This is a genomic window from Streptomyces sp. Go-475 (assembly GCF_003330845.1).
In the GTDB taxonomy this organism is placed as follows: domain Bacteria; phylum Actinomycetota; class Actinomycetes; order Streptomycetales; family Streptomycetaceae; genus Streptomyces.
This window is the reverse complement of record NZ_CP026121.1, coordinates 7,025,191-7,039,706: the sequence shown is the minus strand read 5'-3', so window position 1 is coordinate 7,039,706 and position 14,516 is coordinate 7,025,191. Positions and strand designations below refer to the sequence as shown.

At 74.2% G+C, this 14,516-nt stretch carries 12 protein-coding genes and 2 pseudogenes; 3 read left to right on the top strand and 11 right to left on the bottom strand.

The genetic code is table 11. From position 1 onward, the window contains the following. The 8 genes from C1703_RS32080 to C1703_RS32045 all read right to left on the bottom strand — a co-directional run bounded on the left by C1703_RS32080 (window position 1) and on the right by C1703_RS32045 (window position 8,116). Window positions 1–603 carry an SIS domain-containing protein gene (locus C1703_RS32080; protein ID WP_114256107.1) on the bottom strand — a complete coding sequence of 201 codons (603 nt, stop codon included), beginning with the start codon at window positions 601–603 and terminating at the stop codon, window positions 1–3. Continuing rightward, window positions 603–1,820, bottom strand: a complete 1,218-nt coding sequence (locus tag C1703_RS32075) for a glycosyltransferase (protein ID WP_114256106.1) — start codon at window positions 1,818–1,820, stop codon at window positions 603–605. The genes C1703_RS32080 and C1703_RS32075 overlap by 1 nt, the downstream gene beginning before the upstream one ends. Next, window positions 1,817–2,773: a glycosyltransferase gene (locus C1703_RS32070; protein WP_114256105.1), complete on the bottom strand. Its 957-nt coding sequence runs from the start codon at window positions 2,771–2,773 to the stop codon at window positions 1,817–1,819. Before C1703_RS32070 ends, C1703_RS32075 begins: the two co-directional genes overlap by 4 nt. Next, a complete protein-coding gene (locus C1703_RS32065; protein WP_114257690.1) occupies window positions 2,770–3,759 on the bottom strand; it encodes a glycosyltransferase family 9 protein in 990 nt (329 codons plus the stop codon). The genes C1703_RS32070 and C1703_RS32065 overlap by 4 nt, the downstream gene beginning before the upstream one ends. Continuing rightward, window positions 3,756–4,355, bottom strand: a complete 600-nt coding sequence (locus C1703_RS32060; RefSeq protein ID WP_114256104.1) for an HAD-IIIA family hydrolase — start codon at window positions 4,353–4,355, stop codon at window positions 3,756–3,758. The genes C1703_RS32065 and C1703_RS32060 overlap by 4 nt, the downstream gene beginning before the upstream one ends. Next, a complete protein-coding gene (locus C1703_RS32055) occupies window positions 4,352–5,350 on the bottom strand; it encodes a glycosyltransferase (protein WP_114256103.1) in 999 nt (332 codons plus the stop codon). The genes C1703_RS32060 and C1703_RS32055 overlap by 4 nt, the downstream gene beginning before the upstream one ends. Then, the gene (locus C1703_RS32050; RefSeq protein ID WP_114256102.1) at window positions 5,347–7,005 is read right to left on the bottom strand and encodes a carbamoyltransferase C-terminal domain-containing protein; all 1,659 of its coding nucleotides are present in this window, start codon (window positions 7,003–7,005) and stop codon (window positions 5,347–5,349) included. The genes C1703_RS32055 and C1703_RS32050 overlap by 4 nt, the downstream gene beginning before the upstream one ends. A gap of 148 nt (window positions 7,006–7,153) precedes the next feature. After that, entirely contained in the window at window positions 7,154–8,116 is a 963-nt protein-coding gene (locus C1703_RS32045) for an NAD-dependent epimerase/dehydratase family protein (protein ID WP_114256101.1), read from the bottom strand. Window positions 8,117–8,267: 151 nt separating this feature from the next. Between C1703_RS32045 and C1703_RS32040 the strand changes: the two are divergent. The 3 genes and pseudogenes from C1703_RS32040 to C1703_RS32030 form a co-directional block, all read left to right on the top strand. Continuing rightward, window positions 8,268–8,492: pseudogene (locus C1703_RS32040) on the top strand (virginiamycin B lyase); the annotation flags it as partial. Between the two features lie 73 nt (window positions 8,493–8,565). Then, entirely contained in the window at window positions 8,566–9,006 is a 441-nt protein-coding gene (locus C1703_RS32035) for an SRPBCC family protein (protein ID WP_114256100.1), read from the top strand. Window positions 9,007–9,021: 15 nt separating this feature from the next. Next, window positions 9,022–9,303, top strand: a pseudogene (locus tag C1703_RS32030) (methyltransferase); the annotation flags it as partial. Between the two features lie 7 nt (window positions 9,304–9,310). Here the strand turns inward: C1703_RS32030 and C1703_RS32025 are convergent. The 3 genes from C1703_RS32025 to C1703_RS32015 form a co-directional block, all read right to left on the bottom strand. Beyond that, entirely contained in the window at window positions 9,311–10,462 is a 1,152-nt protein-coding gene (locus C1703_RS32025; RefSeq protein ID WP_114256098.1) for an XdhC/CoxI family protein, read from the bottom strand. 37 nt (window positions 10,463–10,499) lie between these two features. Continuing rightward, the gene (locus C1703_RS32020; protein ID WP_114256097.1) at window positions 10,500–11,957 is read right to left on the bottom strand and encodes an NCS2 family permease; all 1,458 of its coding nucleotides are present in this window, start codon (window positions 11,955–11,957) and stop codon (window positions 10,500–10,502) included. Between the two features lie 170 nt (window positions 11,958–12,127). Then, window positions 12,128–14,515, bottom strand: a complete 2,388-nt coding sequence (locus C1703_RS32015) for a molybdopterin cofactor-binding domain-containing protein (protein WP_114256096.1) — start codon at window positions 14,513–14,515, stop codon at window positions 12,128–12,130. Window position 14,516 lies beyond the last annotated feature (1 nt).

Genomic DNA, 14,516 nt, shown 5'->3' with positions numbered 1-14,516 from the left:
TCACCTCCCGCCGTCGCCGTCGCGCCGGCCACCGCGTTCCACCGCCGCGTCGAACGCCGCGCACACCATGTGCACCGCGACCAGGTGCAGTTCCTGCACGGTCGCCGCCGTCGGCGCCTCGACGCACAGGTACTCGTCGCTGCCCGCCATCAGCGGGTTGGGGGCGCAGCCGGTGAGGGCCCACACGCGCACCCCGGCCGCCCGGGCGGCGTCCGCCGCGGACAGCAGGTTGGCGCTGGCGCCGGAGGTGGACAGCAGCATCAGGACGTCGCCGCGGCGGCCGTGGGCGCGGACCTGGCGGGCGAACACCTCGTCCACGCCGTAGTCGTTGGCGATCGCGGTGGTGCTGGAGGTGTCGGCGTGCAGGGCCAGCGCGGAGAACGGCGGCCGGTCGTCGCGGTAGCGGCCGACGAGTTCGGCGGTCAGGTGCTGGGCCTGGGCCGCGCTGCCGCCGTTGCCCGCGGCGAGCAGCCGGCCGCCGCCGGTGAGGACGTCCGCCAGGCGCTCACCCCACCGCTCGGTGATGTGCGCCGAGGCGCGGAACGCGGTCAGGGCGTCCTGGAGTTCGTCGCAGTGCCCGGTGACGGGCGGGTGTACGGTCATCACGCCACCTCCTTCTGCTGTGCGTGTCCGGCGAGGACCTGGCGGTGGACCTGCTCGACTCCGTCGGCGACGCGCCGCCAGGTGTAGTGGGTGAGGACGCGTGCGCGGCCGGCGCTGCCGTAGCGGCGGCAGAGGGCGTCGTCGGTGAGGAGTTCGCGTACGGCGGCCGCGACCGCCTCGGGATCCTGCGGCAGGACGAGCCGGCCCGTGGTGCCGTCGGCGACGCTGTCGCGGTGGCCGCCGACGTCGGTGGCGACGACGGGCACGCCGCAGGCCATGGCCTCCAGCGGCACGATCCCGAACGGCTCGTAGACGGGGGTGCACAGCACCAGGTCGGCGCTGCCGATGAGGGCGGGCATGGCGGCCGGGTCGACCGCGCCGAGCAGCCGCACCCGGTCGGCGACGCCGGTGCGTTCCGCGAGGCGGCGCAGCCGCCGGGCCTCCGGGTCGTCGTCCAGCAGGCCGGCCGCGGGGCCGCCCGCGATGAGGAGTTCGGCGTCGGGGACGCGGGCGAGGGCCCGTACGGCCTGGTCGTAGCCCTTGCGCGGGACGAGCCGGCCGCAGGCGAGGAGCCGGTGCGGCCGCCGGCGGGCCGGGACGCCGTCGGGCGGGACCCCGGGCCGGAACTGGTCCGCGTCCACCCCGCAGGGCACCACCGACACCCGGGAGCGCGGCACGCCCATCTCGGCCAGTTCGTGCACCTCGTCGCCGCAGGTGGCCAGGACGCGGGCGCAGCCGCGGCCGATCTGCCGCTCGATGCCGATCCGTTCGGGCGGGCTGGTGTCGCGCCGGCCCTGGTGGCGGCGCTTGACGGTGCCCAGGGCGTGGAAGGTCTGCACGACGGGCACGCCGTGCGGGTGGGCGCCGATGCGGGAGGCCATGCCGGACATCCAGAAGTGGGCGTGCACCACGTCCGGCCGCTCGCGGGCCCAGGCCCGGGCCAGCCAGGCGCCGAAGGCCGGCATGTGCGGGAACAGTTCGTCCTTGGGTACGGGGGCGGCCGGTCCGGCCGGCACGTGCTCGACGACGGCGCCGCCGGGCAGGGGCACCCGGTCGGGCAGGTCGGCCGCGTCACGGCGGGTGTAGACGGTGACGTCGTGGCCGCGGCGGGCCAGTTCCTCGCTCAGGCGGGCCACGTACACGTTCTGGCCGCCGGCGTCGACGCCGCCGAGCGCGGCGAGCGGGCTCGCGTGCTCGGAGACCATGGCGATCCTCATCGGGCCACCTCCTTCAGCAGCCGCTCCCAGTCGTCCAGGAAGCGGGACAGCCCGTAGCGGGCGAGCGCCGCCGCCCGCGCGCCCTCGCCGACCATCCGCGCGTGCAGCGGGTCGGCGAGGAAGTCCCGTACGGCGTCGGTCAGTTCCTCGATGCGGTTGGAGACCACTCCGGCGCCGGCCGGTACGGCCTCGGTGACCTCGGTGGTGGCGAGCGCGACCACGGGCATGCCCAGGTGCATCGCCTCCAGCAGGGACAGGCCGAGGGAGGTCCAGCGCACCGGGTGGACGTAGACGCGGCGGCGGGCCATCGCCGTGTGCAGCTCGGCCTGGGTGAGTTCGTGGCCGCGGCAGCGGTCGGCGGGGATGCCGAGCCGGTCCGCGAGACCCTCGGTGCCCATGCCGAAGACGTCCAGCGGGGCGGCCTCGGCGAAGGCCGGCAGCAGGTCGGTGCCGGTGGTGCGGCCGCGCCGCAGGGGCTCGTTGACGGCGACGGCGGCGCGTTCCAGCTCCCCGGTCCACAGCGGGCCGGGGTCGACGATGCCGTGCTCGATGACGGTGCTGGGCGTCGAACCGGCGTCCCACATCAGCCGGTTGAAGTGCGTGACGTGGACGAGGGTGGCGCCGGGGATGTCGGCGGCGGGGTGGCGGGTGTCGGGTACCCCCGGGGAGCCGTGCGGGGCGTTGTGCTCCAGGTACACCAGCGGCGGGCGGCGGCCCAGCCACCGGTCGACCAGGGCGAGTTCGTGCGGGCGCTGCAGCACGACGGCGTCGATGTGCTCCTCGCGCAGCCGCTCGGGCGGTACTTCGACGACGGAGTCGGGCCAGTCCCAGGTGCGGGCGCGGCCGAGGCCGTCGGGTCCGCGGTCGGGGGTGACGGGGACGACGTAGGTGTGCGGGCCCTGCACGAAGGCCGTGGTCCACGACCCGTGCACGTGCCAGAGCAGGATCCTCATGCCTCCCCCCGCAGCTTCTCGACGGCGGTCACCACGTCGTGCGCGGTGACGGTGTCCAGGCAGGGGTGGCCGGGCACGGGGCACTCCCTGGCCCTGCTGTCCGCGCACGGCGCGTCCTGGTCGCCGAGCAGCACGTACGGCACGCCGTACGGCCGCCAGCGTTCGGCGGGCACGACCGGCGCGAACAGGGACACGACCGGGGTGCCGACCGCGGCGGCGAGGTGGGCGGGCCCGGTGTTGCCGGTGACGACGGCGTCGGCGCCCGCGAGGACGCCGGAGAGTTCGGCCGCGCCGGTGCGGCCGCCGAGGTCGAGGGCGTGCTCGCCCGCGACGTACGCGGTCAGGTCCCTCTCCCCCGCGCTGCCGGTCACCACCACGCGGTGCCCGGCGGCGGACAGTTCGCGCACCGCCTCGGCACAGCGCTCGGGGCTCCAGGCGCGGGCGGGGACGCTGGCGCCGGGGTGCAGGACGACGTACGGTCCCGGGCCGGTGAGTCCGGCGGTGGCGGGCGGCGGCAGCACCCGGAGCCGGGGGTCGCCGGCGGGCGGGAATCCGGCGGCCTCGGCGAGGTCGAGGGCGGCCTCGGCCTCGTGGGCGTGCGGGGCTCGGTGGTGGCGTACGTCGAGGAGGGAGCCGGGGTAGTCCTCGCTGTCGGCGGCGATGTGGCCGACGCCGGCCAGGCGCAGCAGCAGGGCGGCGGGCAGCGGGGACTGGTGGAAGGAGGTGAGGATCAGCGCGGTGTCGGCGTCGATGGTGTCGATGAGCTGCTCGACCTCGCCGCGGCCGACGGGCGGGGGATCGAAGCCCACCCAGGGGGCGTCCCAGACGAGGATGTCGTCGACGCCGGGCAGCAGCCGGGCGGCGGGGGCGCCGCGCGGTCCGCACAGCAGGGTGACGGTGTCGGCGCGGGCGGCGACCGCGCGGATCGCGGGTCCGGCGAGCAGGACGTCGCCGAAGCTGTCGAGGCGGGTGACGAGGGCCTTCACCGGCACCTCCCCGGTCCGGGGCCGGTGGTGAAGGCCTCCTGGATGGGGCGTTCGTCGGCGAGGACGCGGCCCCGCGGCGGTCCGTCCAGCACCGCGCGGACGGCGGTGAGCAGGTCGGGGGCGACGTGGTCGGCCGCCGCGGTCTCCTCGGGGCGGGTCTGCGCGGTGGGGACGAGGATGCCGTGGGCGCCGGCCCGGCGGGCGGCCTCCACGTCGGCGCCGATGTCGCCGATGACGACGAGGTCGGCAGGTGCGGTGCAGATCCGTCCGGCCGCCCACAGCACCATGCCGGGCTGGGGTTTGCGGCAGTGGCAGCCGTCGTCGGGGCCGTGCGGGCAGACGGCGAACACGTCGAAGGGGCCGAGGAATTCGTCGACGCGGTGGTTGACGTGCCGCACGTCGGCGTCGGCGAGCAGGCCGCGTGCGACGCCGGACTGGTTGGTGACGACGCCGGTGCGGATGCCGCGTTCGCGCAGCAGGGCGAGGGCCTCGCGGGCGCCGTCGACCGGGCGTACGCGGTCGGGGTCGGCGTTGTAGGGGACGTCTTCGACGAGGGTGCCGTCGCGGTCGAACAGCACGGCCTTGACCGGGCTCATCGGGTCTCCTCCTGCCAGGCGTGGGCGTGGCGGTGGCGCCATTCGCCGGTCAGCCGGTGCCAGGTCGCGGCGGGTGGGATGAGCACGCTGGTCGCGAGCATGGTCGTCACCTCGCGGCGGGTGCGGGGGCCGGGTGCGATGCGGGCCCGGGCGAACTCGGCGGTGCCGGCGGCCCAGCCGAGCGCGCAGGCCGTGGCGGCACGGGCGTGACCGGTGGCGGCGAGGGCGCACGCGGCGACGCCCGCTGTGGTGATCGCGGCGTGCTTGCGGATCCGGCCGCGCGGCGCGACCGCCTTGTCCCACCAGTCGGGTCCGTGGAGGTGCCGCATGAGGGCGTCGTCGGCGTTGCCGCGCTGCTGACGCACGGACACCCAGCGGTCGGCGGGGCGCACGGGGTGGCGGGTGGTGCGGCGGCCCTGGCGGATGCGCCAGCCCGCGTCGAGGACGCGCAGCGCGAGGTCGGCGTCCTCGCGGAAGGCCCGCCGGAAGCGTTCGTCGAAGCCGCCGACCTGTTTGAGGGCGTCCGTGCGGTAGGCCATGTCGGCGGTGATCCAGTGGGCCCGGGCGAGTCCGGCGGTGCCGCGTTCCCAGTCGGTGGGGCGGCGTTCGCCGGGCAGGGGCACGGCGATGACGCCCTGGACGCCCGCGATGTCGGGGGACGCCTCGGCGAGGTCCTCGGCCAGTTGGTCGCACCAGTGGGGCCCGACCTGGACGTCGTCGTCGAGGAACACGGTCCACGGCGCGGTCACGGCCCGCAGCCCGGTGTTGCGGGCGGCGGCGGGCCCACGACCGCCGCCGCCCAGCACGGTGGTGCGCTCCCGCAGATCGCCGAGGACGCTCAACGGGTGCTCCAGCTTCCCGGGTTCGGGGTCGGGCCGGTCGTCGACGAGGACGATCTCCTCGGGGCGCGGCCCGGTCGCGGCGGCGAGGGCCGCGAGGCAGTCGGCGAGGGTGTCCCGCACGAGCGTGGGGATCACCACGGCGTACGGGGTCATGCGGCGGTCCTCCCTCCGTCGAACGCGCGGCCGCGGCGGACCGCGTAGGGCCCGATGGCCAGCAGGTCGACGGGCGCGGACCCGAAGCACTCCAGGGCGTCGCGCGGGTCGTCGACCATGGGCCGGCCGGCGGTGTTGAGGCTGGTGTTGACGACGACGGGCAGTCCGGTGCGCCGTTCGAAGGCGCGCAGCATCCGTGCCACGAGGGGTTCCCGTCGTTCCTCGACGGTCTGGATGCGGGCGGTGCCGTCGACGTGCACGACGGCCGGTATGCGCTCGCGCCACCGTTCGGCGACGTCGTGCACGAAGAGCATGTACGGGCTGGGGATCGGGCCGCCGGAGAACAGGTCGGCGGCGCGGTCGGCCAGGACCATGGGGGCGACGGGCCGGAACTCCTCGCGTCCCTTGACGTGGTTGAGGCGTTCGAGGTTCTCGGCGCGGCCGGGGTGGGCGAGCAGGGAGCGGTGGCCGAGGGCGCGCGGGCCGTACTCGCTGCGGCCCTGGAACCAGGCGACGACGCCGTCCTCGGCCAGTACCTCGGCGACGGTCTCGGCGATGTCGTCGGGCTTCTCGTACGGGACGGCGGCGGTGTCGAGCCGGGCGCGCAGTTCGTCGTCGCTCCAGCCGCGGCCGAGGTCGGCGCCGGGCATGGGGTCGGGCCGCCCGGTCCGCGTGGCGGCGAGGTGCAGGGCTCCGCCGAGGGCGGTGCCGGCGTCCCCGGCGGCGGGCTGCACCCAGACGTCGCGGTAGGGGCCCTTGGCGGCGATCCTGGAGTTGGCGACGCAGTTGAGGGCGACGCCCCCGGCCATCGCCAGTGCCTCGCCGCCGGCCTCGCGGTGCAGCCAGTCGACGAGTTCCAGCAGGACCTCCTCCAGGACGGCCTGGGTGCTGGCGGCGAGGTCGGCGTGGTCCTGCGTCCAGGCCTCGCCCGGGGCGCGGGGCGGGGCGAAGGACGCCCAGTCGACGCCGTGGGCGCGGAAGCCGCCGTGGCCGGTGGGGTGGACGTACTGGCGCAGCCCGGGCAGGAAGCGCGGGGTGCCGTAGGAGGCGAGGGCCATCACCTTGTACTCGTCGCTGCTGCGCAGGAAGCCGAGGTGGGCGGTGAGCTCCTCGTAGACCAGGCCGAGGGAGTCGGGCAGGGCCTGGGTGGCGAGGGTGTCGAGCGTGCCGTCGTGGTAACGGCCGGCCAGGTGGGAGGCGGCCTCGCCGCGGCCGTCGAGGACGAGGACGGCGCTGTCGGGGTGGGGTGAGGCGGGCCCGGCGGAGGCGGCGTGGGCGACGTGGTGGGGGACGAAGACGACCCGTTCGGGGTCGAGGCCGGGCAGGGCCTCGGCGAGGAACTCGGGGGCGCGGCGGGCGTACTCCAGCCGCAGCGGGTCCCAGGGGTCGTCCAGGCCCATGTCGCGGGCGGGCCGGGCGAGCGCCGGGTCGAAGGAGTAGGTGACGGCGTCCAGGTCCTCGGGCCTGAGGCCCGCGTGCTCCAGACACCAGCGGGCGGACAGCTCGGGCAGCTCCCACGCGGAGAACGGCAGCGGGCGCTTGCCGTGCTTGCGGCGGCTGAAGCGCTCCTCCTCGGCGGCCGCCACCGTGCGGCCGTCGATGACGAGAGCGGCGGCCGGGTCGTGGAACAGGGCGTTGATACCGAGGATGCGCATGGGGGCTGTGCTCCGTCCCGACGGCTGTGAGGACTACGGTGCTGGCGAGTGCCGCGGTGCAGCTATCTCAAACACTTGGAGCCAACTGTCACCACAAAGCCGGATTTTTCACTTTCTGTCGGGCGGGGATGACCGCTCTGTGACCGCCTCAGGCGGCGACGGACCGCGAGAACCAGCCAATGGTGCGTTCCAGTCCTTCGCTCCAGCCGATCCGGGGGTGCCAGCCGAGCCGTTCCCGGGCCAGCCGGGTGTCGGGGCGGCGCCGGCCGGGGTCGTCGACGGGGCGGTCCACGAACCGGACGCGGGAGGCGGAGCCGGTGAGCCCGACGATCCGGCGGGCCAGCTCCAGCACGGTGATCTCGTCGCCGCCGCCGATGTTCACCGGCCCGGTCTCGGCGGAGGCGGCCAGGGCGAGCACGCCCGCCACGGTGTCGTCGACGTAGCACAGGGAGCGGGTCTGCCCGCCGTCGCCGGCGACGGTCAGGGGCGTGCCGTCGAGGGCCTGCGCGATGAAGGTGGGGACGGCGCGGCCGTCGCCGGTGCGCATGCGGGGCCCGTAGGTGTTGAAGATGCGGACGATGGCGGCGTCGGTGCCGTGCACGCCGCGGTGGGCGGTGACCAGGGCCTCCGCGAAGCGCTTGGACTCGTCGTAGACGCTGCGCGGGCCGACCGGGTTGACGTTGCCCCAGTAGCCCTCGTGCTGCGGGTGCTCCAGCGGGTCGCCGTAGACCTCGGAGGTGGAGGCGAGGACGAGGCGGGCGCCGTCGGCGCGGGCCCGGTCCAGCGCGAGGCGGGTGCCCGTGCTGCCGACGTCGAGGGTCTCCAGCGGCAGCCGCAGGTAGTCGGCCGGCGAGGCGGGGCAGGCGAAGTGCAGCACGAGGTCGTACCGGCCGGGCAGGGCCCGCCAGACCGCCGGGTCGGTGGCGTCGCCGGGCACGAAACGGAAGCCGGGCCGCTGCTCCAACTCGGCCACGTTGGCGCGGGAGCCGGTGGCCAGGTTGTCCAGGCACACCACGTGCGTGCCGGCGTCGAGCAGCCGCGCGCACAGATGGGACCCCACGAATCCGGCGCCACCGGTCACCAGGGCCCGGCGCCAGGCTTGTCCGCCCACGAGGCTCTCCCTCCACTCGCTGTCACTTGCCTGACGGCGCGAGTAGCCACAGGGAGAGCGGAGACACCAGGAACAGCATGCACAGTGCCGAAAAGGAGTTGCGTCCGCCGTCGGGCGCGAGGAGGGTGCGAGGGCGTCGAAGGGAGAACGCGTGTCCGACACCCCGGCCGTCCAGGAGTTCGCCGTCGCGGACCGGGACGCCGGCACCTACGGCATCACCACCGGCCCCGACGGGGCCCTGTGGCTGACCTTCGTGCACGGCGGCCGGATCAGGCGCCTCACCGTGGACGGCGGGCTCACGGAGTACCCGCTGGACTCGCCGTCCTGCCGCCCCGCGGTCATCGCTCCCGGCCCGGACGGCGCCCTGTGGGTGACCCTGGAGACGGGAGCGGTGGCCCGGGTGGCTCCGTAGGCGTCCCGGCCGTCGACCGGTTCCTTACGATCGTGGCGTGGTGGACATCCTGCTCGAACGTACGGTCCCGCTGCCCCTCGACGAGGCGTGGCGGCGGGTCACGCAGTGGCGGCGGCACGGGGACGTGGTGCCGCTGACGAGGGTCAGGGTGGAGCCGCCCGCGCCGACCCGCAGGGGCACGCTCGTCGTGGCCCGGTCGGGTGTCGGGCCGCTGGCCTTCGACGATCCGATGGAGATCACGGTCTGGCAGCCGCCGCAGGGCGGGGCCGCGGGACTGTGCCGGCTGGAGAAGCGGGGGCGTGTCGTACGGGGCTGGGCGGAGCTGGAGGTGCGCCCGGGGCCGGGAGGCCGGGCCCGCGTGGTGTGGCGGGAGGAGATCCGGGTGCGTCCGTTGCCGTCGCTCTTCGACGGCGTGCTGCGGCGCTCGGCCCGGTATGTGTTCGGGCGGGCGCTGAACCGCCTGCTCAGACAGGCCTGACGCCCCGGCCGCCGCCCGGCGGAACGTTCTTCGATCCTGCGCCACTGCCGCGCGGCCCTGCCGCCCGGCGGACGGGTCCTGATCCTGGAACCGGTGCTGCCCGAGACGGTCGGGGCCGACGGTGACGCGAGCACGTATCTCAGCGAACTCAACATGCTCGTGAACGCGGGCGGCCGGGAACGCACCCGCCGGGACTTCGAGGACCTGTGCCGGGCCGCGGGCCTCGCGCTGCTCTCGGTCACCCCCCTCCCGGAGGCCGAGCCGTTCTCGCTGCTGGAGGCCGCCCCGGCCGGCTGAACCGGTGTCAGGCCACCGACCCGATCCGCCCGACCTGCCGGGACTCCGGGTCGTGGTGGATCGGCGTGTGCGCCCCGGTCAGCGGCACCCCGCTGCCGCCGCGCCGGGCCGCGACGATCTCCGCCGCGATCGACAGGGCCGTCTCCTCGGGCGTACGGGCCCCGAGGTCGAGGCCGATCGGCGAGTGCAGGCGGCTCAACTCCAGGTCGGTGACACCGACTTCGCGCAGCCGGGCGTTGCGGTCCAGGTGGGTGCGCCGGGAGCCCATGGCGCCGACGTACGCGACCGGCAGGCGCAGGGCGAGCCGCAGCAGCGGGACGTCGAACTTGGCGTCGTGGGTCAGCACGCACAGCACCGTGCGGGCGTCGACGTCGGTGCGCTCCAGGTACCGGTGGGGCCATTCGACGACGATCTCGTCGGCCTCGGGGAAGCGCGTCCGGGTCGCGAAGACGGGCCGCGCGTCGCACACCGTGACGTGGTAGCCGAGGAACTTGCCGACGCGGACCAGGGCGGAGGCGAAGTCGATCGCGCCGAACACGATCATGCGGGGCGCGGGGACCGAGGACTCGACCAGGACCGTGAGCGGTGCTCCGCAGCGAGAGCCCTGCTCTCCGATCTCCAGGGTGCCGGTGCGCCCGGCGTCCAGGAAGGCGCCCGCCTCGGCCGCGACCGTGCGGTCCAGTTCGGGGTGGCCACCGAAGCCGCCGTCCCAGGAGCCGTCGGGGCGGACCAGCAGGGCGCGGCCCGTGAGGTCGCGCGGGCCCGACACGATCCGCGCCACCGCCGCCGCCTCCCCTCGGGCGGCGGCGGTGAGCGCGGACGCGACCACCGGGCGGACCGGATCGGCGGCCCGTACCGGGGTGACCAGGATGTCGATGACGCCGCCGCAGGTCAGTCCCACGGCGAAGGCGTCGTCGTCGCTGTAGCCGAAGCGCTCCAGGACGGTCTCGCCGTCGCGCAGCGCCTGCTCGCACAGCTCGTAGACCGCGCCCTCCACGCAGCCGCCGGAGACCGAGCCGATCGCCGTGCCGTCGGCGTCCACCGCGAGCGCGGCGCCGGGCTGCCGGGGCGCGCTGCCGCCGACGGCCACCACGGTGGCCACGGCGAAGTCACGGCCCTGCCCGACCCACTGGTTCAGCTCCTCGGCGATGTCCAGCATCTGTCTCGGTCTCCTCGGGGTTGTGGGAGGGACGGCGTCAGTGGACGCCCAGCCAGCTCTCGATCGGGTGGAGGGCGAAGTACACGAGGAACACCGCCGTCAGGATCCACATGAAGGCGCCGATCTCGCGCCACTTGCCCTGGGCGGTCTTGATGGCGACGTAGGAGATGACGCCCGCGGCGACACCGGTGGTGATGGTGTAGGTGAACGGCATCAGCACGACCGTGAGGAACACCGGGACGGCGGTGGCGCGGTCGGCCCAGTCCACGTGCCGGGCGTTCATCAGCATCATCGCGCCGATGACGACGAGGGCGGCGGACGCCACCTCCTGCGGCACGATCGCGGTGAGCGGGGTGAAGAACAGGCAGGCCGCGAAGAACAGTCCGGTGACGACCGAGGCGAGGCCCGTGCGCGCGCCCTCGCCGACACCCGTCGCCGACTCGATGAACACCGTCTGGCCGGAGCCGCCGGACACGCCTCCGATCGCGCCGCCGGCCCCGTCGATGAACAGTGCCTTGGACAGGCCCGGCATGCGGCCCTTGTCGTCGGCGAGTCTCGCCTCGGTGCCGACGCCGATGATGGTGGCCATCGCGTCGAAGAACCCGGCCAGCACCAGCGTGAAGACGATCATGCCGACGGTCATCGCGCCGACCTCGCCCCAGCCGCCGAACTCGACGTCGCCGAAGAGCGAGAAGTCGGGCATGGACACCGCGCTGCCGTGCAGTTCGGGTGCGCCGGCCGCCCACTGCTTGGGGTCGACGACCCCGGCGGCGTTCAGGACCGCGGCCACGACCGTGCCGCTGACGATGCCGATCAGGATGGCGCCCGGGATGTTCCGGGCCTGGAGCATGAAGATCAGCAGCAGCGTGCCGGCGAAGAGCAGGACCGGCCAGCCGGCCAGTTCGCCCGCCGGGCCGAGCGTGACGGGAGTGGCCTTCCCCTGGTGCACGAAGCCGGACTTGTAGAAGCCGATGAGGGCGATGAACAGGCCGATGCCCATGGTGATGGCGTGCTTGAGCGCGAGCGGGATCGCGTTCATGATCATCTCGCGCAGGCCGGTGACGACCAGCAGCATGATGACGACGCCGTACATCACGCACATGCCCATCGCCTGCGGCCAGGTCATCTCGGGCGCGACCTGGGAGGCGAGGACCCCGGAGACGGACAGGCCCGCGGCCAGGGCGAGCGGCACCTTGCCGACGAAGCCCATCAGCAGGGTGGTGAGGGCCGCCGCGAACGCGGTCGCGGTGATCAGCGCCTGCTGGCCGAGCGTGGCCCCGGCCGCGTCCTTGCCGGACAGGATCAGGGGGTTGAGCAGGAGGATGTACGCCATCGCCATGAAGGTCGTGACGCCGCCGCGCACTTCGCGGGCGACCGTGGACCCTCTGTGGGATATGTGGAAGTACCGGTCGAGCCAGGACCGTCCGGCCGGGACGCGGGTGCCTTCGCCCGCGTCTTCGGCTGTGGTCCTCGGCTCTACTGACTGCTGGGTCATGTGGGCCTACTCCCAAGGTTCATAGGGGCACCCGCGGCTCGTCGTGACGACGTGCGGGATTTGGGAAGGTGCTTCGGCCGCACGACCCGGGGGACGGCCCGAGACGAACGATCTGGGTGCTCCGGGCGGCGCGGAGTGTGTGACGTTCCGTGCGCCGCCCGGAGGGTCTGTCACGCGGTGCCGGTCAGGTGTTCCGGCCGTACCGGCGTCCGGTTGAGCTCCAGCCCCGTGGCGTCGCGGATCGCCGCGAGCACGGCCGGCGTCGACGACAGGGTGGGGGCCTCGCCGATGCCGCGCAGCCCGTACGGGGCGTGCTCGTCGGCGAGTTCGAGCACGTCGACGGGGATGGTCGGCGTGTCGAGGATGGTGGGGATCAGGTAGTCGGTGAAGGAGGGGTTCTTGACCTTCGCCGTCTTGGGGTCGACGACGATCTCCTCCATGACCGCCACGCCCAGGCCCTGCGTGGTGCCGCCCTGGATCTGGCCGATGACGGAGAGCGGGTTGAGCGCCTTGCCGACGTCCTGGGCGCAGGCCAGCTCGATCACCTTCACCAGGCCGAGTTCGGTGTCGACCTCGACGACGGCGCGGTGCGCGGCGAAGGAGTACTGCACGTGCCCGTTGCCCTGACCGGTGCGCAGGTCGAAGGGCTCGGTCGGCCGGTGCCGCCACTCCTCCTCGACCTCGACGGCGTCCTCGCCGAGGACGTCCACCAGGTCGGCCAGCACCTCGCCGCCGTCGGTGACGACCTTGCCGCCTTCCAGCAGCAGTTCGGCCGTCGCCCAGGCCGGGTGGTAGGAGCCGAACTTGCGGCGGCCGATCTCCAGCACCTTCTCCCGCACCAGTTCACAGGCGTTCTTGACCGCGCCGCCGGTGACGTACGTCTGCCGGGAGGCCGACGTCGAACCGGCGCTGCCCACCTGGGTGTCGGCCGGGTGGATCGTCACCTGCGTGACGCCCAGCTCGGTGCGGGCGATCTGCGCGTGGACGGTGACGCCGCCCTGCCCGACCTCCGCCATGGCCGTGTGGACGGTGGCGACGGGCTCGCCGCCCACGACCTCCATGCGGACCTTGGCGGTGGAGTAGTCGTCGAACCCCTCGGAGAAGCCCACGTTCTTGATGCCGACGGCATAGCCGACCCCGCGGACGACGCCCTCGCCGTGCGTGGTGTTGGACAGGCCGCCCGGCAGCTGCCGTACGTCGGCGCCCTCGCTGGACTCCCACTGGCGCTCCGGCGGCATCGGCATCGCCTTGACGCGACGCAGGAGTTCGGCGACCGGCGCCGGCGAGTCGACCGGCTGGCCGGTGGGCATGAGCGTGCCCTGTTCCATGGCGTTGAGCTGCCGGAACTCCACCGGATCCATGCCCAGCTTCTTCGCCAGCTTGTCCATCTGCGCCTCGTAGGCGAAGCACGCCTGGACCGCGCCGAAGCCGCGCATGGCGCCGCAGGGCGGGTTGTTGGTGTAGAGGGCGATGGCCTCGATGTCGACGTCGTCGATCACGTACGGACCGACGGACAGGGAGGAGGCGTTGCCGACGACGGCCGGGGAGGCGGAGGCGTAGGCGCCGCCGTCCAGGACGATCCGGCACTTCATGTGGGTGAGCTTGCCGTCCCTGGTGGCGCCGTGCTCGTAGTACAGCTTCGCGGGGTGGCGGTGGACGTGCCCGAAGAAGGACTCGAAGCGGTTGTAGACGATCTTGACGGGCTTGCCGGTGCGCAGCGCCAGCAGGCAGGCGTGGATCTGCATCGACAGGTCCTCGCGGCCGCCGAACGCGCCGCCGACGCCGGACAGCGTCATCCGCACCTTGTCCTCGGGCAGGCCGAGCACGGGCGCGATCTGGCGCAGGTCGCTGTGCAGCCACTGGGTGGCGATGTAGAGGTGGACGCCGCCGTCCTCCTCCGGCACGGCGAGCCCGGACTCGGGGCCGAGGAAGGCCTGGTCCTGCATACCGAAGGTGTACTCGCCCTCGACGATCACGTCGGCCCGCTCGCGGGCCTCCGCCACGTTGCCGCGCACGATCGGCTGGCGGTGCACGATGTTGGGGTGCGGGACGTGGCCGGCGTGGTGGTCGTCGCGGTTCTCGTGGACGAGGATCGCGTCCGGGGCGGTGGCGGAGGCCTCGTCGGTGACGACGGGCAGCTCGCGGTAGTCGACCTTGATCTTCGCGGCGGCGCGGCGCGCGGTCTCCGGGTGGTCGGCGGCGACGATCGCGACCGGCTCCCCGTGGTGGCGGACCTTGCCGTGGGCGAGGACCGGGGTGTCCTGGATCTCCAGCCCGTAGTTCTTCACGTCGGTCGGCAGGTCGTCGTACGTGAGCACGGCGTGGACGCCCGGCAGGGCCAGGGCCTCGCTCGTGTCGATGGACACGATCTCGGCGTGCGCGACGGTCGACCGGAGGATCTGCCCCCACAGCATGTCCTCGTGCCACATGTCGGACGAGTACGCGAACTCGCCGGTGACCTTGAGGGTGCCGTCCGGGCGGAGCGTGGACTCGCCGATGCCGCCCTTGGTCTGCGAGCCCTGGGTGATCTTGGTGGGGGTTCCGTTGGGGGACGACATG